This is a genomic window from Pseudomonas sp. UYIF39 (assembly GCF_029963765.1).
In the GTDB taxonomy this organism is placed as follows: Bacteria; Pseudomonadota; Gammaproteobacteria; order Pseudomonadales; family Pseudomonadaceae; genus Aquipseudomonas.
Window position 1 is genome coordinate 16,651 of the sequence record NZ_JALBYU010000007.1, and the last position, 21,220, is coordinate 37,870.

At 60.1% G+C, this 21,220-nt stretch carries 17 protein-coding genes; 9 read left to right on the plus strand and 8 right to left on the minus strand.

What is annotated here, in order from left to right; genetic code table 11:
• The first annotated feature begins 57 nt into the window (after positions 1 to 57).
• Together MO767_RS11295 and MO767_RS11300 are read left to right on the plus strand one after the other, a co-directional pair.
• Positions 58 to 1,161, plus strand: coding sequence for an extracellular solute-binding protein (locus MO767_RS11295; protein WP_282480548.1), 1,104 nt, complete (start codon positions 58 to 60; stop codon positions 1,159 to 1,161).
• A 205-nt stretch (positions 1,162 to 1,366) separates the two neighbouring features.
• Positions 1,367 to 2,485: a P1 family peptidase gene (locus MO767_RS11300; protein ID WP_282480549.1), complete on the plus strand. Its 1,119-nt coding sequence runs from the start codon at positions 1,367 to 1,369 to the stop codon at positions 2,483 to 2,485.
• On the opposite strand, the gene MO767_RS11305 is transcribed toward MO767_RS11300, so the two are convergent.
• The gene (locus MO767_RS11305; protein ID WP_282480550.1) at positions 2,442 to 3,092 is read right to left on the minus strand and encodes an NAD(P)H-dependent oxidoreductase; all 651 of its coding nucleotides are present in this window, start codon (positions 3,090 to 3,092) and stop codon (positions 2,442 to 2,444) included. The two genes, MO767_RS11300 and MO767_RS11305, sit on opposite strands and share 44 nt — an antisense overlap.
• 86 nt (positions 3,093 to 3,178) lie before the next feature.
• Between MO767_RS11305 and MO767_RS11310 the strand changes: the two genes are divergently transcribed.
• Complete coding sequence (locus tag MO767_RS11310) at positions 3,179 to 3,859, plus strand: TetR/AcrR family transcriptional regulator (protein ID WP_282480551.1); 681 nt, start codon at positions 3,179 to 3,181, stop codon at positions 3,857 to 3,859.
• Between the two features lie 252 nt (positions 3,860 to 4,111).
• Here MO767_RS11310 and MO767_RS11315 read toward each other — a convergent pair whose 3' ends face one another.
• Both MO767_RS11315 and MO767_RS11320 read right to left on the minus strand, forming a co-directional pair.
• Positions 4,112 to 4,834: a GNAT family N-acetyltransferase gene (locus MO767_RS11315; RefSeq protein ID WP_282480552.1), complete on the minus strand. Its 723-nt coding sequence runs from the start codon at positions 4,832 to 4,834 to the stop codon at positions 4,112 to 4,114.
• An 84-nt stretch (positions 4,835 to 4,918) separates the two neighbouring features.
• Positions 4,919 to 5,488 carry a YceI family protein gene (locus MO767_RS11320; RefSeq protein WP_282480553.1) on the minus strand — a complete coding sequence of 190 codons (570 nt, stop codon included), beginning with the start codon at positions 5,486 to 5,488 and terminating at the stop codon, positions 4,919 to 4,921.
• A 205-nt stretch (positions 5,489 to 5,693) separates the two neighbouring features.
• Between MO767_RS11320 and MO767_RS11325 the strand changes: the two genes are divergently transcribed.
• Positions 5,694 to 6,044 (plus strand): hypothetical protein, encoded by a 351-nt coding sequence (locus MO767_RS11325; protein WP_282480554.1) that lies wholly within the window; start codon positions 5,694 to 5,696, stop codon positions 6,042 to 6,044.
• A gap of 1 nt (position 6,045) precedes the next feature.
• On the opposite strand, the gene MO767_RS11330 is transcribed toward MO767_RS11325, so the two are convergent.
• The 4 genes from MO767_RS11330 to MO767_RS11345 form a co-directional block, all read right to left on the minus strand.
• A complete protein-coding gene (locus MO767_RS11330) occupies positions 6,046 to 6,729 on the minus strand; it encodes a phosphoribosyltransferase (protein ID WP_282480555.1) in 684 nt (227 codons plus the stop codon).
• 248 nt (positions 6,730 to 6,977) lie between these two features.
• On the minus strand, positions 6,978 to 7,625 hold the full coding sequence (locus MO767_RS11335) for a hypothetical protein (protein WP_282480556.1): 648 nt from the start codon (positions 7,623 to 7,625) through the stop codon (positions 6,978 to 6,980).
• A gap of 595 nt (positions 7,626 to 8,220) precedes the next feature.
• Positions 8,221 to 9,564 (minus strand): HAMP domain-containing sensor histidine kinase, encoded by a 1,344-nt coding sequence (locus tag MO767_RS11340; RefSeq protein ID WP_282480557.1) that lies wholly within the window; start codon positions 9,562 to 9,564, stop codon positions 8,221 to 8,223.
• Entirely contained in the window at positions 9,561 to 10,220 is a 660-nt protein-coding gene (locus MO767_RS11345) for a response regulator transcription factor (protein ID WP_046815239.1), read from the minus strand. The genes MO767_RS11340 and MO767_RS11345 overlap by 4 nt, the downstream gene beginning before the upstream one ends.
• Before the next feature lie 132 nt (positions 10,221 to 10,352).
• Here MO767_RS11345 and MO767_RS11350 point away from each other — a divergent pair, with 132 nt between their 5' ends.
• The 5 genes from MO767_RS11350 to MO767_RS11370 all read left to right on the plus strand — a co-directional run bounded on the left by MO767_RS11350 (position 10,353) and on the right by MO767_RS11370 (position 15,171).
• Entirely contained in the window at positions 10,353 to 10,676 is a 324-nt protein-coding gene (locus MO767_RS11350; RefSeq protein WP_033060166.1) for a PepSY domain-containing protein, read from the plus strand.
• 92 nt (positions 10,677 to 10,768) lie between these two features.
• Complete coding sequence (locus MO767_RS11355) at positions 10,769 to 11,239, plus strand: DUF2271 domain-containing protein (RefSeq protein ID WP_282480558.1); 471 nt, start codon at positions 10,769 to 10,771, stop codon at positions 11,237 to 11,239.
• Positions 11,240 to 11,264: 25 nt separating this feature from the next.
• On the plus strand, positions 11,265 to 13,445 hold the full coding sequence (locus MO767_RS11360) for a PepSY domain-containing protein (RefSeq protein ID WP_282480559.1): 2,181 nt from the start codon (positions 11,265 to 11,267) through the stop codon (positions 13,443 to 13,445).
• Positions 13,429 to 14,400: an FAD:protein FMN transferase gene (locus tag MO767_RS11365; RefSeq protein ID WP_282480560.1), complete on the plus strand. Its 972-nt coding sequence runs from the start codon at positions 13,429 to 13,431 to the stop codon at positions 14,398 to 14,400. The genes MO767_RS11360 and MO767_RS11365 overlap by 17 nt, the downstream gene beginning before the upstream one ends.
• A gap of 69 nt (positions 14,401 to 14,469) precedes the next feature.
• Complete coding sequence (locus tag MO767_RS11370; RefSeq protein ID WP_282480561.1) at positions 14,470 to 15,171, plus strand: VIT family protein; 702 nt, start codon at positions 14,470 to 14,472, stop codon at positions 15,169 to 15,171.
• Positions 15,172 to 15,237: 66 nt separating this feature from the next.
• Here the strand turns inward: MO767_RS11370 and MO767_RS11375 are convergent, their stop codons facing one another.
• Positions 15,238 to 21,183 (minus strand): peroxidase family protein, encoded by a 5,946-nt coding sequence (locus MO767_RS11375; RefSeq protein WP_282480562.1) that lies wholly within the window; start codon positions 21,181 to 21,183, stop codon positions 15,238 to 15,240.
• Between the last annotated feature and the right edge of the window lie 37 nt (positions 21,184 to 21,220).

Below are 21,220 nucleotides of genomic sequence, written 5' to 3' on the forward strand. Positions count from 1 at the left end.
GATACGCTGCAAGCACCTGATCATCACCGGCCTGCAACAGGCCAGGAGTGCCGCATCATGAGTCGTCACCGCTCGTATATCAATCTTGGACTGGGCACCTGTTTGTCGGTCTCGCTATCGGCGGTTGCCGCCGAGGCCCCGACCGTTCACGTGTACAACTGGTATGACTACATTGGTCCCACGACCCTGCAGGATTTCAAGCGTGACACCGGTATTGCACCGGTCTACGACACCTTCGACAGTGCAGAAGTACTGGAGGGCAAATTGCTCACCAGCCGCAGTGGATACGACGTGGTGGTGGCCAGCAACTTCAGCTTGCCGACCCTGATCAAGGCCGGTGCCCTTGCGCCTCTGCCCCACGCTCAGATGCCTGACTTCAAAAACATGGACGCTGACCTGTTGGCGAAACTGGCCAACAACGATCCAGGCAACCAGTACTCCGTGCCGTATCTGTGGGGCACCAATGGCATCGGCTACAACATCGACAAAGTCCGCGCCGCGCTGGGCGACAAGGCGCCGGTGGATTCCTGGGACCTGGTGTTCAACGAAGAAAACCTGGCCAAACTCGATCAGTGCGGCGTGGCCATGCTCGACTCGCCGGCCGAGATGCTGCCGGTCGCCCTGCACTACCTCGGCCTGCCACCCAACAGCACCAACCCCGAGGACTACAAAAAGGCCGAAGCACTGCTGCTTAAGCTGCGTCCGCACATCGCCTACTTCAACTCGTCCAAGTTCATCAGCGACCTGGCCAACGGCAACATCTGCGTGGCGGTGGGTTGGTCCGGCGCGATGCTGGAAGCCAAGAACACTGCCGAGCAGGCGAACAACGGCGTGAAGATCGCCTACAGCCTGCCGAAAGAAGGCGCGCCGGTGTGGTTCGACACACTGGTGTTGCTCAAGGACGCGCCGCACCCGGAACAGGGTTTGGCCTTTATCGACTACTTGATGCGCCCTGAAGTCATCGCGCCGGTCAGTGATCACCTCTCCTACCCCAACGGCAACCGCAGCGCGACACCACTGGTGGCCGAAGCGACCCGCAACAATCCTGCCGTGTATCCGTCGGCTGAAGCCATGGCCACGTTATTCACCCTTCAGCCTCTGCCGCCCGCCACCGAGCGAGTGCGGACGCGGATCTGGAGCAAAGTCAAAAACGGTCAGTAAACCCGATGAGATCTCTAGCAGCTGGCGAAGCCTGCGTTCGGCTGCGCAGCAGTCGTAAATCCGGTTAACGCGATCCCCCTGAAGCACCGCGTACTCAGTTTTTGCGACTGCTTCGCAGCCGAACGCAGCCTCGCAAGCTCGACAGCTGCTACAGGGATTGCGTTAGCCAATAACTTTTTTGAATAAATTGAAGATGAGAGAAACGATGAAACCACGTGCCCGCGACCTGAACATCCAGTTCGGCCAACTGCATCCCGGCCCGCTTAACGCCATCACCGATGTGCCCGGCGTACGGGTCGGCCACAGCAATGTGCGAGGACGCACCGCCCACGGCCGCGACATCCTGACCGGTGTCACCGTGATCGAGCCGCGTGCCGGTTCCACCAGCCTGCAACCGTGCTTTGCCGGCGTCCATGTGCTCAACGGCAACGGCGACGCGACCGGTCTTGAATGGATTCGCGAAGCAGGCCTTTTGACCAGTCCGATCGCCTTCACCAACACCCACAGCCTGGGTGTGGTGCGCGATGCGCTGGTGGAGTTGGATCGCCAGAACCAGCCCGATGATGGGCGACTCTACTGGAACATGCCGGTAGTGCTGGAGACCTTTGATGGTCTGCTCAACGACATCAACGGTTTCCACGTAAAGCCTGAACATGTGGCCGAGGCCCTGCGCACGGCGGTGGGTGGCCCGGTCATCGAAGGCGCCGTCGGCGGTGGCAGCGGCATGATTTGCCACGAATTCAAGGGCGGCATCGGCACCGCATCACGGCGTCTGAGCAGTGCTCAGGGCGGCTGGACCGTCGGCGCCATCGTCCAGGCCAACCATGGCATCCGCAACGAATTGCGCGTAGACGGTTACCCCGTCGGGCGCTACATGGAACAGGCCGACTCGCCGTTCCTCAAGGCGTCCTTGCCGCATCCGGGCATGGGCTCGATTGTCGTCTGCCTGGCCACCGATGCACCGTTGCTGCCACACCAGTGCACTCGCCTCGCGCAGCGAGCCAGCCTCGGTCTTGCCCGCACCGGCGGCGGCAATGAAGACCACAGCGGTGACATCTTCATCGCTTTCGCCACCGGCAATGACGTGCCACCCGCCGCTTATGAAAGCAAGAAGGCGCCGACAACCGACAACCTGAGCATGGTCAACAACGACCACATCAGCGAGTTGTTCCTGGCCGCCACCGAAGCCGTAGAAGAAGCGATCATCAATGCCCTGCTGGCCTGCGACACCGCCGAAGGCAATGGCCATGCGGTGCCGGGACTGGATGCCGGGACGCTGCTCAACGCCTTGCGTCGGGCGGGCTGGCCGGGTCAACAGGGCTAACAGGATTGAGGTGTCTGGATGCCGCAAAGAGCTCGCGACCGAAGCTTTTCGCGGCGTCCAGGTGCACCGCAGGGTCCTGAATTTCCGATTCGAGCAGCAGCTCGGACGTCACCACCCGCGCACCGCAATAATCAAAAATCCCATGGTCAATCTGCGTTTTCATGGCCTCGGCATAACCGTGCCGGGCGTAGGTTGTAGCGTCAGCACCGCCCACACCGATCAGGTGAACCCGCAGGTGGCCAAGCTTCTTCTCCAGCTTGGCATCGGCAGTGAAATCAAACGCCCAGCCGTTGGCGAACACCCGATCAATCCAGCCCTTGAGCAGCGCCGGCATCGACCACCAGTAGACCGGATAAACCAGCACCACCGCATCGGCGCGGTCTATCCGCGCTTGCTCGGCAACCACATCAGCAGGAGGCGGCGCTTCCCGGTGATGCACCGCCAGATCAGCGACGCTGAACCTCGGATCGAACCCTTCGGCCGAGAGGTCGGCGATTTCAACGATATGACCGGGATCGTTTAGGGCGATGCCCTGAGCGACTTGCGCAACCAGGCTGTGGGTAAGCGAACTAGGATCGTGATGAGCCACAACGATAAGCGCGTGCATGCTGGAAACTCCTGATTGAGAGCACAAGGCGGACCTTATATACTCTTGGTAAGTTACGATCGGTAAGTTACTTTTGGTACATAGCCATGTCAACCACCGAAATAGACGCGCAAGATTCCACGCCGCAACCGCGACGACGAATGTCCCGGGGGGACCGCCAACGCCAGTTGCTGGACGTCGCCTGGCAACTCGTTCGGGAAGAAGGTACGGACGCGCTGACATTGGGGCGCCTTGCCGAGCTAGCCGGGATCACCAAACCGGTGGTGTACGATCACTTCACGACGCGCCCCGGGCTGTTGGCGGCGCTCTATCAAGACTTCGATGCCCGGCAGACTGCACTGATGGATGCGGCGCTTCAGGACAGCGAACCGACTTTACCCGGCACCGCCAGGGTGATTGCTTCGTCATACGTCGACTGCGTGCTGCTTCAGGGCAACGAGATTCCCGGCGTCATCGCGGCACTGGCCAGTTCCCCGGAACTGGAGAACATCAAGCGCGAGTACGAAGCTATTTTCCTGAACAAGTGCCGAACCGCCCTCGCCCCTTTCGCTGGCGCAGGTGAGATCAAGGCAGCGGGATTGCGGGCGATGCTCGGTGCGGCGGAAGCTTTGTCACACGCCGCCGCAAATGCAGAAATCAGCGCCGTGCAGGCACAGGACGAGCTGTACGAAACCATCATCGCAATGGTCGAAAGAAGTGCCCGTGACGACGTTGGAAAAATCGCGGAAACTGACACCAGAAAGATGGATTCGACTAGCGGTACTTGAGCGCCAACCCCCAACTTTCTACGATGATTCTACGCAGCCGCTTGTTTGCTCAAGCCACTGCGTAGGTGGTGAGTGAACTGAACCCCCAACAAGCTCACCACTTGTTTCATGCGCATCTTGAGCCTCAAGGGCTCTACTTCCTCCCCATCAAAGAGCGTTGAGGCTCTTTTTTAACTGCGCGAAATCCAGACATGAAAAAGCCCTTGGCGCGTTGTCCGCACCAAGGGCTTTTTTTGCGTTGAGTCAAAGCAACTAGACCAACCGCAGTCGAGGTGAAGGAGCTGGTACCGCCCCTTCACCCAATCGCTCCCGAACAAACTCATTCACCTTGCGCGTCATCTGGTCCAGATGCCGGTCACGCTGTTTTTCCGCATCGTGCATGGCCCGCTTGCCGTGTTTTTGCAGCAGGTACGTATGAATCTGTCGCACCTCCAGCGAGCTGTAGATCGACGCCACGTCCAGCACGGCCATCAAGCCATCGCTGCCGTGATCGCGGGTGTTCATCAGCACCTGAGTCGCGCGCACGCCCACTACCTGAAATCCCATTGCCTCAAAATACGGAACCTTGGCCACCGCGCACGTCAGTTCGGCATGCGGGTAACGGCCGACCATTTCCTGCAGCATCCGCCGGGCAATACCTTGGCGCCGATGGCTGGCACTCACCGCCATATACGCAACACCGCATGCATCGGGATCGTCCTTGACCGGCAGGTACAGCAAGAAGCCGACGACCTTCTCCGGATCGTCTTCATCGGTCGCGACAAGCAATTCCACCGCAATCCCTTTCGCCCCGTTCAACGCCTCCAGATAGAGGTGAACCTCGTAGCCGATCGCGTACTGGTACACGTTGTACAACAGGTTGCTCGGCGCGATAGCGACCATGCTGATGTCGGTCAGGTAATCGACCACCATTTGCAGGATCTGGCTATTGATGTGCTCGGGGCACGGGGTTTTGAAATGGGTGATCTGGGGCATTCGTGGCTCTGACTCTGGGGCGGGCGTGAAGAATGTGTTTGCGGGCGTGGCTATCATAACCGACGCCACGCGCGCCTGGCCGAGTTACCGCTGCGGCGCAACCATCCGAAACCGGATATTGATCTTGTCGGAGACGACACCGTCGGCCCATTCACCTTCGCCGATTTTGAAGTCGCTGCGCTTGAGCGTTAACTGGCCATCGAAAATCCCGATAGCGTTCTCGGACTTCAAAAGCACCGGTACATCCACTACATGCGTGATCCCCCTGAGCGTGAGTTTTCCGGTGATCGAGTAACGGTTGTTACCCAGAGCTTTCACTCCGGTCGATTCAAACGTTGCCACCGGGTACGTTGCCGTGTCGAACCAGGCTGGTTTTTTCAGTTCGCTGTTGGCGTCGCTGCTTCCGGCATCGATGCTGTCGAGCTGGATAGTCAGCGCGGCCCGGCCTGCTGATGGTTTTGCCGTGTCGAAATCAAGCGTGGCATTGAACTTGCCGAACGTGCCGTATACCCGCGAGGAAAACTGTTTATAGGTGAAGGAGATCGTGCTGGCGGTTTCATTGACCTGCGTGTATTCGACCGCCTGGACACAAGGCAGCGCGCCAAATGCAAGGGCGGCAACCAGCACGGCGCAGGTCGGGAATCGGTGTTTCATGGGATTCTCCGGTTGGGCTCCCGTCATGAGCTGAGGCGCCGTACAGGTATGCCAGCGATAGGTGGACTAAAGCAAACAAACGCCGTTAATTCCACCTGCCGCTCAGACTTCCGACCACCTGTCGGCCCACTCCAATGGCCGCCGGATACGTCCGCTGCCAGGGTGTTTAATTACTGCCCCAACTCACCGCATCGGGAGACCGGCCATGAAATTCGTCATCATCGGAGGAACCGGGCTGATTGGCAGCAATGTCTGCAAGAACCAATCAGTCGTCGGCACCGAACGGATGCTCGAGAGTGGTTATTTCCGGGCCAAGATGGCCCAGGAAAAACTCATCAAGGCATCGGGTGTTCCCTACACCATCCTGCGGGCCACGCAGTTCTTCGAGTTCATTGGTGCCATTGCTTACTCAGGTCGCGAGGACGGCAACACCATCCATTTATCGTCCGCCGCGTTGCAACCGGTGGCCAATGACAAGTCCCTCACACCAGGCGATAACCCCATGGTCCGAGCGACCCGGTTCCAAGACTGGCTGAACACGTCGCATCCCTCTTGAGTCACCAATGCTGAGCGGCGCTGGACTCTCGCTGCCACGCCCGCTGCGACAGCTTGATGACCTCGGCATCCGAGGTCTGGGTAAAGTCCATGTACCAACGGCTGATCGACATCAGCCAGTCGGGGATGAGCGGGCATATCAGCTCGTCCACTTCGCTGCGCAGCGCCTCCGCTGTCTCAATCGGCGCCACCGGCACGGCGACGACAATACGAGACGGCGCGTGCACACGCACCGCCTGGATCGCCGCCATCATCGAGGCGCCTGTCGCCAGGCCGTCGTCGATCAGGATTACCACCTGATCCTTGAGTTGCACAGGCGCGCGCGTTCCCCGGTAAACCTGCTCGCGGCGTAACAGTTCCCGGGTTTCCCGTGCGACCACCTCATCGAACGTGGCCGGGGCAATCGGGTGAACCCGCAGCACATGTTCATTGAGGATTTGTATGCCGCCGCTGGCGATGGCGCCCATGGCGAACTCTTGATGAGACGGAACACCCAGCTTGCGGACCAGCATCAGGTCGAGGCGAACCTCCAGGGCAGAGGCCACTTCATAGGCGACCGGAACACCGCCTCGGGGCAAGGCGAGGACGATGACATCGGGTCTGTGCGCGTATTTGAGTAACGGCTCCACCAGACGTCGACCGGCCGAGGCCCGGTCCTGCAGGAGGGTGGGCGATGAGGGACTCATTTGAAAACCTCCTCAGACGATCACGCCTGTCGGTTCGCATCACACGGTCACTCAGGATTGTCGGTCTGACGGTGGCTGACATCAAGCTCAGCCACGACGCATGCACGCGCCCGCCGATCGCATCGTCGGCGTCAGCGCCAATGACTCAAAAAAAAGCGACCTCCCTGATGCAGGCTTTTATTTACCTGCACAAACAAGGTCGCCCCTGTCAGCGCCGATAAGCCCTAAGGCTTACATGCGGAATCGGCCTAGCATGCGCTCGCTACTGTCCGTGGCGAAATAACGAAGGAGTCCTGTTGTTTCACCCGCTGAGTCAAAACCAGCATCGTCAGGAAACCCAGTGCAATCAGTACCGGATACGCCATCAACAGTTCGGAAAGGGAGTATTTCCAGGCCAACGGGCGCCCGACCCCCAGCATGGCCGCATACATCCAGGACACGGCCGACAGCGAGCCGCAGAACAACGCCAGCATCCGTGTGCTGAAGCCAAGATTGAGCAAGGAGCCGGCCTTTTGCAGCGCGGGCAATACCAGGCGATGCAACAAGAGGCCGTTGTAACTCAGCAACACGACAATAATCACTTTGGCGTGAAGCTTTGGATTCATAAAGTAACTCATACCTTTTTCCAGGTAATCAATACCGATGACGGCGATGCCGGTCACCCACAACGCTATCAATGCAAAGATGACAGACTTCTGAAGACTTTCCATGTGAGCATTATCATGTTCAGTGAATGTTTTTCGTTTTAACAAGTCTCTGACCATCGCAACATCACTGGTTAATACCAAACCAATAGCCACACAACACGATACTAAATGAACGTAAATAACGCCCAGTCGCAAAAACTCCATAAACTCTTTATTTTCGAGCAGGCTCATAATTGTATTTATCGCCACGGTACTTTCTCCACCTTGTTCGATAGTACAGATCGGTATTTAACAGGGCCTTCAACTCTTCGAAACCCTGCGCGATCTTACTTTTATAAGATATGCCAACTCATAGACCTGGCACTGCTTAGCCCATTGATTTGTCCGGCAAATCAATGACCGGCTTATTATTGCCTCCTGAATTTCAGATAAAAAATCCCCATTAGCATTCAATGCACATGAGGTTTATTTTCCACTTCTTTTCTGCGGCTGCAGGAGCAGGTCTTGAGTGACGTGCTGCAGGATCAGAGGCCAGGGATCCTGGAATGTTCATTTTTTGAGCACACTACCGACAAACGGTGGTTATTATTAAAGATGATCGCGCCGCAGTAACTCGTGCACTTCCCCGAAACGCCCATGGTAACTAGCCTGGTGAATGACATAAGCATAAAACAGTGTTTATTGGATCCATGAGTTGTGAATACACTCACAACATGTGCAATAGCGATCCACTCTCATTTATGACTGACACACCAACTAAATAGTCATACCTTTGTCTTGAAAAACACACTGACTTTATCGAGCGTCCGGACAGCAAGTTGATGTCAACTGTCCGGCACCGCCCTCAGCCTTCGAGAGTCGACGCGAGCGAAAACCAGACGCAGACTTCGAATCCTTCCGTTCGACCTGTCGCCGGCGACACCAGCCGTATTCTCGCGTTGACGCCCTGCACAATGGTTTTGGCAATCGCCAACCCCAACCCTGAACCGCTGATTTCGCTGTTACCCCGCACAAAGCGCTCGGTAAGGCGCTGCAACACCGGCTCGGGCACCGCCGGGCCACCATTGACCACCCGCAGCAGCGCCTGGTCGGTGAGGCTGACTTCGACCGGTTGATCTGCGGCGCCATACTTGAGCGCATTCTCGATCAGGTTACGCAACAGGATGGCGAAGGCGTCCGGATCAATTGTCGAGTACACGCTCGTCTGGGTTGGCAGGTGCAACTCGATCCGGTGCCCACTGTTGTGGTTCCACTCATCTACCACATGGGCCAGCAACGGAATGAGGTCCTGGGGCGTTTCGGACAACAGCCCACCCCCCTCGGCCTTGGCCAACTGCATGAGTTTTTCCGAGAGCCGCGTCAGTTCGCGCAACGAGGTTTCGATTTTAGCCGCGCGTAACCGCAACGGGCCTTCGGGCGCTTCGTGACGCAAACGCTGGATCTGCGCCAGGGTCGCGGCCAGTGGCGTGCGCAGTTCATGGGCGCTGTTGGCAGTAAAGCTGCGCTCGGTCTCCAAGGCCTTGCGCAAGCGCTCCAGCAGATGATTGACCGCCTCGGCCAGTGGAGCGATTTCCGCCGGCAATCGCGCCACGTTGATCGGCGACAGATCACCCACGCCGCGAGCCTCCACGGCACGACGATAGGCCAATACACTGCGCAGGCTGATGCGCACAAACATCCAGGTGCCAAACAGGCTGATGGGAATCAACGCCAATAACGGCAACAACAAGGCAAGCAAAGCTTCGCGGGCGGCTTCACGGCGATGTTCCAGAGGTTCGGCGATTTCGATGAACACCGTCTCACGCAGCGCACTGGCGCCGTACAGACGGTATTTTTTAGTGGTTGAAAAGCCCTCGGCCGGTTGTTGGTTGAAGATCTTCGGGTTGGCGTCGTGGGACTGCATCAGGATCTCGCCCTTGGCATCGCGTACCAGATACGTCAGGTATTCCTTGTGCATTTTCAGGGTGGCGACATGTTGTGCCTCACGGGGGGGTTCCCGGTTGCTGATTTCCAGCACGGCCAGGGGCAGGATGCGCTGGGCGGTCTCTTCCAGCGCGCTGTCGAACGCCTCGTTCAATTCATGTTGCACCACCAGCCAAGCGCCGACGGTCGCCGCCAGCCACAGCAAGGTCGTGCCCAACGTCAATCCCAGGCCGAGACGTTTTTGCAGGCTTGATGACGGCTTCATGCGGACATCAACCGATAGCCCATGCCGCGCACGGTTTCAATCAGGTCGCGCCCGAGTTTTTTACGCAGCCGGCTGATATAGACCTCGATGGTATTGCTCTCGATTTCGGCGCCGAAGGCATACAGCCGTTCTTCTAGCTGCGACTTGGACAACAGCGCGCTGGGGCGCTGCACAAACGCCTCGAACAGCGCCCACTCCCGCGCCGTGAGGTCCACCGTCGCGCCGGCCCGCTGCACCGTGCGGGCACTCATGTCGACCTGCAAATCACCGAGTTTGATCTGTGGATTGGGGTTGCCGCTATAACGCCGGGCCACCGCAGCCACACGAGCGGAGAGCTCAAACAGGTCGAACGGTTTGACCAGGTAGTCGTCGGCGCCCGCGTTGAGGCCAGCGATGCGATCGGAAATCTGATCCTGGGCAGTCAGGATAATCACCGGGGTCACGTCCCCTGCCGAGCGTTGCTGACGCAAAAAATCCAGCCCGCGACCGTCCGGGAGCATCAGGTCCAGCAGGATCAGGTCGTAAGGCGTGGTGCGTACGCTGTTGCGCGCATGGTCCAGACGCTGCACCCAATCGACTGCGTGGCCGTCATCGGCGATCTGTTCGCGCACCGCTTCCCCCAAGCCTGGAGCGTCCTCGACCAATAAAACCCGCATCTGGCACCTCCTGTGATGGTTGTCGTGCAGCACCTTAATTGCCTTACCTGACGTGAATCTGAAGATTCAGCTGGTTGTCAGGAATGCACCTTAGGGTATGCCACAGATGCCGACCTCGGCAGGAGACAGTTCATGAAATCAGGTTTTATTGCCAATGCCGCGCTGTTGAGCCTGCTGCTCAGCGGTTACGCCCTGGCCGATGACGACTGCAGCGACCCGGTGAGCGACTGGCAACCGCGCGAAACCTTGCGTCAGCAGGTCGAGCGGCAATACGGCTGGAGCGTGCAACGCATCAAGGTCGACGACGGTTGTTACGAGCTCAAGGGGTTGGACCGCAAAGGCAATGCCATCGAAGCCAGCTATTCACCGGCATCGCTGCGCCTGCACACACTCGAGATCCATTTCCGGGACGACGGCGATGCCAGGGACTACCTCGGCAGCCCGCTCACCGAATGACGCCTCACCTGTCGATGAATTTTTCCTGCGCTTCAGGTTGCTGTCAGCAAGCAGGTCCAGGCTCTCGACCTAACGATCAAAAGGACACCGCCATGAAAAAGATCATCGCAGCAACCTGCCTCGCCGGCGCCATTGCCCTGCCGGGGCTGGCCCAGGCCCGTGAAGTGACCTTGACCACACAGCTCAAGGACTACAGCGGCAATGATGCCTACCTGGCGATCTACGTCACCGACGCAAATGGTCAATACCAGAAAACCCTCTGGGTGGCCGGCAAGAAGGCCAAATATTACAAGCACCTGGGCGACTGGGCCCGTGGCAGCGGGATGAACCCGAGCGAGTTTGACGGGGTCAGCGGCGCCAGTGTCGGCGGTGGGCGCACGCTCAAAGTCAGCGTCGAACTGGCAGACACCTTGATTGATGCCGGGTATCAGATCCGCATCGACAGTGCCGTCGAGGACAAACGTGACGCCCGCGCCGATGTCAGCGTGCCGTTGACTTCCAAGGGCGCAGGCAAGCCGGCGACCGGCAGTGCCTACGTCGAGTCCTTTACTTACGATCTGTAGCACCTGCCATTTCTGGAGGCTGAACATGCTTCGCCAGTTCCACTCCCTACCTGGCCTGATCGCCGCCCTGTTGGTCATGCTGTTGGCCATCAGCGGCGCGGTGCTGTCTGTCGACCCGGCGCTGGAACGCCTGCACAGCACGTCCTCTCCTGCCGGACAACTCAACGTCGGCCAACTGGCCGGGCGCGTTGCCAGCCACTTTCCGGGCGTGGAGCAGATCCAGCGCTCAGCGTCCGGCACGGTGATCGTCTACTACAACCAGAACGGCCAGGCCGGGGCGGAAAAGGTCGACCCATTGACCGGCCAAGGCCTCGCACCTTACGAGCCATCCGCGTTCTCACGGTGGGTGAAAGACCTGCACCGCTCGCTGTTTCTTGGCACGCCGGGTCATGGGGTATCGGGGGTCGGCGCGCTGTTCATGCTGATGTTGTCGGTGTCCGGCGCGTTATTGCTGGCCCGGCGCCTGGGTGGCTGGCGCAACCTGCTGCGGCCACTGCGGGGCACCTTCAGCCAGCGCTGGCATGCTGAAGTCGGGCGACTGGCAGTGCTCGGGCTGCTGCTGTCGGCATTGAGCGGGCTCTACATGTCCGCCACCACCTTTGGTTTTATCGCCAACGGCAGTCAGAGTGAGCCCGCCTTCCCCGCCCACGTCAGCGCCGGCCCGGCCTTGCCGGTGGCGAAGCTGCAAGCCTTGCAGGCGACCGACCTGAACGACCTGCGCGAGCTGGTCTTCCCGAGCCCCGGCAACCCGAAGGACGTGTTTTCCCTGCGCACGGCCCAGGGCGACGGCTACGTGGATCAGGCCAGCGGCGCCTTGTTGTCCTATCAAGCCCACGACTCGATGCACAACCTCTACGAATTGATCTATCAGCTGCACACCGGCGAAGGCCTTTGGTGGCTGGGCCTGCCGCTGGGGCTCTGCGCCCTCTGCGTGCCGTTGATGAGCGTAACCGGCATTCTGTTGTGGTGGCGTCGCCGCAAGGCTGGCCCGAACATTCGCCACAACAGCGCTGCCCACTCCGCCGACAGCGTGATTCTGGTGGGCAGTGAAAACAACAGCACCTGGGGCTTTGCCAAAACCTTGCACGACGCCTTGCACCAGAGTGGCCATCAAGTGCATAGCGCGGCGATGAATGAATGGAGGGGCGATTACCGCAATGCCCAACGGGTGTTCATCCTTACCGCGACCCACGGTGACGGCGATGCGCCGGCCTCGGCTTCGCAGTTCCTGGCGCGGCTGGCCAAAACCGGCCTCAAACCCGGCCTGCCCTTTGCGGTGCTGGGCCTGGGCGACCGCCAGTTTGCGCAGTTCTGTCAGTACGCCCATCAGGTGCAGGACGCGATGTTGCAGGCCGGTGGCTCGCCATTGCTGGAGCTGGAAACCGTCAACCGCCAATCCTCTCAGGAGTTTGCGCGCTGGGGCCTCGCGTTGGGCGAAGTGTTGGGGCAGGACCTGACGTTGGTTCACACCCCGCAGCAGCCGCGTACGCATCAATTGGAGCTGACAGAGCGCATTGCCTATGGCGAACAGGTGAATGCGCCGACCCACGTACTGCGTTTCAAAACCTCCGGCGAGCTACCGGACTTTCTGGCCGGTGACCTGGTTGGGATTCTGCCCTCGGGCAGCCCGGTCCCGCGTTTCTACTCGCTGGCCAGCGGTTCGCAGGACGGCGTGCTGGAGATCTGTGTGCGTAAACACAACGGTGGCATGTGCTCGGAATTCCTTCATGGCCTGAACATCGGCGCGCAGATGGAAGCTTTTATCCAACCCAACCCGCAATTTCGCCCGGCATCGGGCACGCACCCGGTGATCCTGATCGGCGCCGGTACCGGCATCGGTCCTCTGGCCGGATTTATTCGCAACAACAAGGCTCGACACCCAATGCACTTGTATTGGGGCGGGCGCAACCCGGCCTCGGATTTCCTCTATGAACCGGAGCTCAACCAATACTTGTCGGACCGACGCCTCACGGCACTGCGCGCCGCCTTCTCTCAGGTTCAGGACCGCAGCTACGTGCAAGACCGGCTTATCAGCGATGCCCTGGCCTTGCGCCGACTGATTGAAAAAGGTGCCCAGGTGCTGGTGTGTGGCAGTCGCGAAATGGCCAAAGGCGTGATGCAGGCCCTCGATGAAGTGTTGGCACCTCTCAACCTGAGTGTGCTGACCCTCAAGGCACAAGGACGCTACCGTGAAGACGTCTACTGAGTTGCAGCGTTATAGCCTGAACGGCGAAACCATGGGCACCCGCTACACCGCCCTGTTTTATGCCGGGGCCGGGATCGATACCGACGACGTTGGCCATCGCCTGGCGCGCGCCGTGGCCCGGGTGGACCAGCAAATGTCCACCTGGAAACCCGACTCGGACCTCAACCGCCTCAACGCCGCCCCCGAGCAGGAATGGGTGGCCGTGCCCAAGGAACTGGCCACGGTGCTGTCTGCTGCATTGCGCGTCAGTCAGCAATCCGGCGGCGCGTTCGACATCGCTGTCGGTGATCTGGTTGACGCCTGGGGGTTCGGCCCCGGGGAACAGACGGTCAAAGAGCAGGCGATCGGCACGATTGCGCCCCGCGCCCGGCTGTTAGCCAGCGCCGCGTTGGTGGTTGACCCGCAACGCAATCAGGCGCGCAAGCGCATGCCGCTGAACCTTGATTTGAGTGGCATCGCCAAAGGTTTTGGCGTGGATGAACTGGCTCGTTGCCTGGAGGGTTTGGGCATCACCCGCTACCTGGTCGGCATCGATGGCGAGATGCGCGCCCGAGGCGTCAAGCCTGACGGCCAGTGCTGGGCCGTGGCCCTGGAAAAGCCCAACCGGGGCGTACGTGAAGTCATGGGCGTGATGGAGCTTAGCGATGCCGCTATCGCGACCTCCGGGGACTATCGACATTGGGTGGACGTGGCCGGTCAGTCCTATGCTCATACCATGAACCCGGCCACCGGCGCGCCGCTGTGCAACCCGCTCGCCGCCGTCACCGTGGTGGCGGCCTCGTGCATGCTCGCCGATGCCTGGGCCACGACGCTGATGGTCCTGGGCGAAACCGAGGGCCCACGTCTGGCTCAAGAACGCGGGATGGATGCGTTGTTCGTGCTGCGCGAGGGTGAACAGTTCAAAGAAATATCCATTGTCGGCGGCCAGTTGCAGGCGCAGATTGAAACGCGCTGACGCCGATTGCCGGACCGCTCGGAACCCGTCCTACTTGATTCGCCCAATGACAGGGAGTCTCGTTAAACAATGAAATTCATGCACAGGCACACCGAGGCACACCGAAGCGACCGTATCGGCTGGCTGCGCGCCGCCGTCCTTGGGGCCAACGACGGGATTGTTTCTACCGCCAGCCTGCTGATCGGCGTCGCGGCCGCCAACGCCAGCCACGCCACGTTGCTGGTCACCGGTATGGCGGGGCTGATGGCCGGCGCCATGTCCATGGCCGCAGGCGAGTACATTTCCGTGCACTCCCAGGCCGATACCGAGCGGGCTGATCTGTCCCGCGAACGGGCAGAACTGGCGAGCGACCCGAAAGCCGAACACATCGAGCTCGCCAACATCTACATGCATCGCGGCGTATCACCCGAACTGGCGCATCAAGTGGCCGATCAATTGATGGCCCATGACGCATTGGGCTCTCACGCCCGGGACGAGTTGGGCATCAGCGCCACCCTCACCGCCAAACCCTTGCAGGCCGCCCTGGCCTCCGCCGCCAGTTTCGTGGTGGGTGCCGCGCTGCCTCTGGCGGTGACGTTTGTCGCGTCGGAGCACAGCGTGGTGCCCTGGATATCGGGCATGTCATTGGTGTTTCTCGGGACATTGGGCGCCATTGCCGCCAAGGCCGGCGGGGCCAAGGTCATGACCGGCGCATGGCGGGTGACATTCTGGGGGGCTCTGGCCATGGGGATTACGGCACTGGTGGGGCATTTGTTTGGCGCAGTGGTCTAGCGGGTGCGCGCTCCAAAAACAAAGGGCGCCCGCTAGCCAAAGGGGCGCCCTTTACGGGTTGACGACCTAAACCACGCCGACGAAATCGCTCGCTGTCAGGGCGATATGCCCGACCAGATCAATTTGGAAATCGGCGCCACTGCCGCTGTTCACATTGCCCTCCACATAGGTGTGATCGACCCCGCCGACATTGACGAAGTGGTACTTCAATTGCGCCTGGTTGTTGAACTCGGTGCCGGCGCCATTCCACTCGCCGAGGAAGGTGAAGTCCTGATTGCCGGCGGAACCTGCGCCGGAGGTCCGGGCATCGATCAGGGACAGATCGATGTGGTCGGTACCCTGCGCAAAGTCGGTGATCACGTCACGACTTGCGGCCGAAGTACCCGAGTCGTTGATCGAGCTGAACACAAACATGTCCGCCCCCGCACCGCCGGTCAACGTGTCGCGGTTGCCATTGCCGGTCAATGTGTCGGCACCGCCACCACCACTCAAGGTGTCGATGCTGCCCTGCCCGGTCAGCGCGTTATTGGCGTTGTCGCCGGTCAGGCTGTTGGTGCCGCTGCTGCCGATGACATTTTCGACGCCAGTCAACGTGTCGTTACCGGTTTGCGAACTGCTGGCCAGGCCAGTGGACAAGTTGACCGTGGCGTTGGCCGAGGTCCCTGACAAGTCATAGGTATCGGTGTCGCCACCGCCGTCGTAGCTGTCGTTGCCGTCATTGGCTGACGCCCGGAAAGTGTCATTGCCAAGGCCACCGAACAGGCTGTCCAGGCCTTGCCCACCGACCAGGGTGTCGTCGCCGCTGCCACCGTCCATCCAGTCATTGCCACCCTGGCCTTGCAACACGTTGCTCACGCCGTCGCCCTGAATGTGATCATCGCCAGAGCTACCGGTGACGTTCTCGATCCCGGTCAGGGAATCGTTGCCGGTTTGGGTGCTGGTAGACGTGCCAACGAGCAAATCGACCGTGGCTGGCGCCGATGTGGCCGACAAATCGTAGGTGTCGGTGCCCGTGCCACCGTCATAGTGGTCGTTGCCGTCATTCAGCGAAGCCAGCATCGTGTCGTTGCCTGCCTCACCAAAGACTGTGTCGTTGCCGGCCAGCCCGCTGAGTTGGTTGTTGCCGCTGTTGCCAGTGATCACGTTGTCCAGCGCATTACCGGTGCCGTTGATGTTGTTCGAGCCCAGCAAGGTCAGGTTCTCGACGTTGGCACCCAAGGTGTAGCTGACCGACGACATCACGGTATCGGTGCCCTCGTTCAGATTTTCCTGAACCACATCGCCATTGGCATTGACCATGTAGGTGTCGTTGCCGGCATTGCCACGCATCGTGTCGTTGCCAGTGCCGCCATCGAGCAAGTCGGCACCCGCACCGCCATTGAGCACATCGTTACCCGAGTAGCCCAACAGAATGTCCTGATAGCTGGTGCCGTTAAGCGTATCCCCGAAGAAGAATGAGTTAGTGCCTTCGATGAAACGCCCTACCGCTTCCGAAGGGTCGGACGTCAGTTGTTCCACCGTGCCGCTGTTATCGGTGTAAGTGGTGACGACCCGCAACTGCTGGCCGAACTGCGCCGAGGTGGGTGCAAAGGTCGAAGCATTCGCCCCAGCAATACTCAACCAGGTCGCCCCCACCAGTGCTTGCCACTGATAGGAGAACCCACTTGGCCCAGGCAAGCCGTCGGCGTCCTGGATGGCCGAGGTGTTGGCGGTCAGCCGATATTGGGCGGGCACCGGACGACTTGGGGTGGTGGGTGCGGTGGCATAACCCGACAGCACCACATTGCCGGTTGGCAGATGGTTGGTGATGTTCAGGTTGACCGTGCGGTCGGCGAAACGCAGTTTCTCCACACCGATCACGATATCGGTGCCATCGATGTTAGCCGCACCGACCCGCAAATCCACCACTTTGAACGCCGTGATCAACTCGCCACCCGGCCGGGTGTCGGTGAACTTGGTGATGCTGTAATTGGCGTAGTTGCCAGAGTATATCGCCGTGTCCGCCGCACCATCAGCGGTGCCGGCTGCTTGATGGTTATCGCCCAGAATGAAGTCGGGGCGGGCGGCCTGCAAACCGGTGAAATGCTCGGCAAACCCTTGACTGGCGAGCAGGTGATTCAGATCGGCAAGCTTGATCGAGTCACCGACAATCACGTCATTGCCGCCGTTGCCCTGGGAGACATCGTCACCGCTGCCGCCAATCAGCCAGTTTTCCGTGGCATTACCGATCAGGCCCGCCAAAGTATTGGCCGGGGTGACCGTGTTCGGCCGACTGTCGCTGAAGCGTGAACCGACCAGGCCTTCTATGTCGGTCAGCAAGGCGTTGAACGGTTGGAACAGCACAGCGGTGCCCGGCGCCGCCACGATGTTTTGGTTGTTGAGGTCGGCTGCTGCATCCAGGGCAATGTTCACATCGCTGAACGCCGCGATATCGAAGCCCACGTCGCCAAGGGCTTCATCGCCGTCACCCTGGCCAGGGGCGCCACCCAGACCCGGCAGCAGAATGTCGTCACCCGCACCGCCGAACTCCTGGTCACCGGTGGAGCCGCCGGAAATGATGTCGTCGCCGTCTTCACCGAACAGAATGTCCGGGCCGTCGCCGCCGTAGATCTCATCGTTGCCGTCACCGCCGTGCACCAGGTCGGTGTCGCCACCCGCATCGATGTAGTCATTGCCAGCGCCACCGTAAATTTCGTCGATACCGGCTTCGCCGTACAGATGATCGTTACCCCCGCCGCCAATCACCACATCAAGGGCACCGGCGCTGGTCCCGGCATAGATAGTGTCGTCCCCTTCCCCACCGTCGAGGAAGTCTTCGATATCACCGCCATAGATCACATCGTTGCCGTCGCCGCCGTAGATATGGTCCGCGCCGGACTTGCCATCAAGGATGTCGTCGCCCCCTTCGCCGTAGATCGTATCGTCACCGTCACCGGCGTCGAGCCAATCGTTGTAGTCGGTCCCGACCAGCACTTCATGGGAGTTGTAACCCACCGCGGCAGTGCCATCGGGGTTCTGCCCCTGGTCCAGACGATAGTCGCGGATGTAGGTTTGCGTCGCATGGGTTTCCGGACTGGCCAGGCTTATCAGCAGGCCGTTACCGCCGATGCCGCCACCACCACCGGTGGAATAAACCCCCATATGGTTGGTCGCAATCAACGTCCCGTATTTGTGCTCGCTCTTGTACGCCGTGGCACTGGCGCCGGAGTCGGTGTAGCTCAGCTCGATATAGCTATCGGCGTAACCAAACACATCACCGGCCAGGTGCCGGGCATCAGTGGTGCGCTCAATGATGTCCTTGAACTGCTCGGTCACCACCTGCTCGTTGAGGTTGGTCATCGCCGGCAAGCCGAGGTCGAGGCGGAACAGGTAGTAGAAACGGTCACCGTCCATCAACCGTTCCATCTGATCCTCGAAGATGGCGTTGAAGGTGGTGCCCAGTTGTCCGGTGTAGACGTGTTTTTCCGCCAGGCCGCCAATCCACAGATCGATCGCGTTGTAGCCGTCGTAGCCGGCCACATGATTGCCGTTGGCATCCGCCGCACCGGAAAGGAAATACGCCGCCTGTTCGGCCGTGACGCTGCCACCGGCATAGTTGACGGTGACGCCCGAGACATCGGCATCGATGATCGCCTGGGCGTGGGCCTTGTCACCGTCGAAGGAATAGGCCGCGATGAAGTTCACCAGGGATTCGGGGTGAATCATGTTGTTGGCGAAGTCACTCCAGCTGGTATAGGGCGTCAGGCCGTCCACAATCAGGTTGGTGTGGTGCTGCGCACCGGCTGGCGACGCCCGCTCGGCAATCAGTGCATCGTGAATCTGCTGACGCGCCTGGTTCAGGGTCGGCAGGCCCAGGTCGCGGCCACGGGCCAGGTTGATGGTCGCCAGATCCAGTGGCTGACCGAGTAAGCCTTGTTGCAGGGCCGGGGTGACGAACTCGTCGATTTCGTTGCTGATCTGCCGGGTCATGCCCAACGCAATCGCCGTCGGCCCGATATCGGCGAAACCGCCTGGATTGAGGAAAGCCTGCTCCAGCGCATAGTGGGTGATCGCGCCGGTCAGGTCGTAGCCACCAGCATTTTTTTCCAGGGCATCGATGGTTTCGCGCAGTTGCGAGTGGCCGAAGCGGAACGCGGCCTGACCGTATTCCAGCGAGATGTTGGTATTGATGCCCGAGTCGTAGGTCACGAACTCTGGCAGGTCCGGAGTGATCAGCCGGGCGTACTGGTCGATCGCGACGTGCTGGTATTCCATTTCCACGGTCAGTTTGGCGGCGTAGAACAGCTTGTCCTGATCCCAGGATACCGTCACGCCATCGGCCAGGGTGAAGTTGCCGTTCGCATCGGTGTAAAAACCGCCGCTGCCGTTGCTGACGTGTACCTGCCAGTTGTGCCGGACATTGACATCGGTCTGCCCCAGCACCTCGTTCTGCAGGTTGATCAACTGCACGTTGTGGTCTTCGTGGAAGACGTGGTGAATCGCGGTCAGGCCGAAGTTTTCGTTCACCCGACCGTCACCGGCAATGTAGTGATCGCCCACCGATTGCAGCAGCAACTCGTTGGCCACCGCAAAATCGGCACTGCCGGGCGCGGCGCTGATGGAGAAGTCGGCAAAGTTGACGAAGCTGAACAGGTTTTTCGACCCGGAGTCGTAGTTGAAGACCATTCCATACGGGTTGTTCGCATCGAAAGTGATGCTCTTGATGAGGGGATCCAGCGACATCAGCTTCGCTTGATCGATATGCAGATCGTCGAAGTGCGGGTTCATGTCCAGCAGGATCGCTTCGCGGGTATACACCACTTGCACGCCGGCGGTATTCGGGTCGGCATCCAGCACATGGCCGTTGGCATCGCGCACGCGAAAGTTGGCGATGTCGTCCCAGGTCAGGTCGTCACGACCGGTTGCCAGCACATGGGCGCGCAGTTCGCTCAGGGTCGGCAGGGTCTGGTGGGTCAGCACGCCGTTGAGGGTCCACGCGGCGTCGTCACTTAAGGTCGTGCCGTCGAACAGCGCTGCCCCGGCGATGGACTGGCCAGGGTGATTGGGGTCTGCCACCCACTGACGCAGCAACTGAGTCACCGCGTCGTTGGAGCCGTAAGTCTGGTTCTGATCGATGTACGGGGAGTCGAGGTTGACGTATTGCGCCTGGCCTTGCCCGTCCACTTCGCTGACCGAGGCGCGGTGCACCTTGATCGAATAAACCGGCTGCCCGTCCGGGCCAATCGAGCCGTACAACGGATCATTCGGCGCCAGGGGAATGGTGATCGTGGCGTTCTGGTTGGGCTTGTTGATGAAGTCCAGCCCGTGGTCGAAGAACTGCCCGAACAAGGTGAACCAGCCGGTCGTCGATGGGTCGCCGCTGACGGTGTTCTGGTTGCGAATGTAGTACTGGCCTGAATCCGGCGACGTGGTATCGACTTCGCCAATAGTGCCGAGGATGCCCGGATTAGTGACGATCGCCACGCCTGTGGCGGTGTGCTGGATGTGCCCGTTGGTATCGGTGGCGAAGGTCACCCCGCCCCTGACGATGGTCTGGCTGATCATCCGTGGTGTGTAGTCCACCAGCGAAGCTGTCGGATCGCTATACAGTGAACTACTGTCAGTCATGGGTGTGGCGCCGACGGGAACGCCTGGCCCGGCCAACGCAGCGTTACCCAGGTTTTGGTGAACGTAATGCGTGTAGTCCGAGTGGGTCAGGCGAATGAAGTTCTGACCGAAGCTACCCCAGGCCTGACCGTCCTGGGTCAGGTTGTTGAAGTGGCCGGAAACATCGCGCAAGCCGATCGGGTCCCGTGCGCCGTTGTACCAGCGGGTTTCGCCGGCCGGGATATCCAGCGGGTTGAAACTGCCGAGAATCCCGAGCACATGGACATTGCCGTCCGAACCGCTGTAACCATAAAGCGGTTCACCGGCGGCGTTATAGCCCACGACATGAATGGTCGGAAACGTAACCTGCTGCTCAAGAAACGAAATATCGTTCTGATTGAGGGTGAAGCGCTTTAGCTCATACATGGCAATCTCCAGATATCCGTTGAGGTGCAGGGTTTTC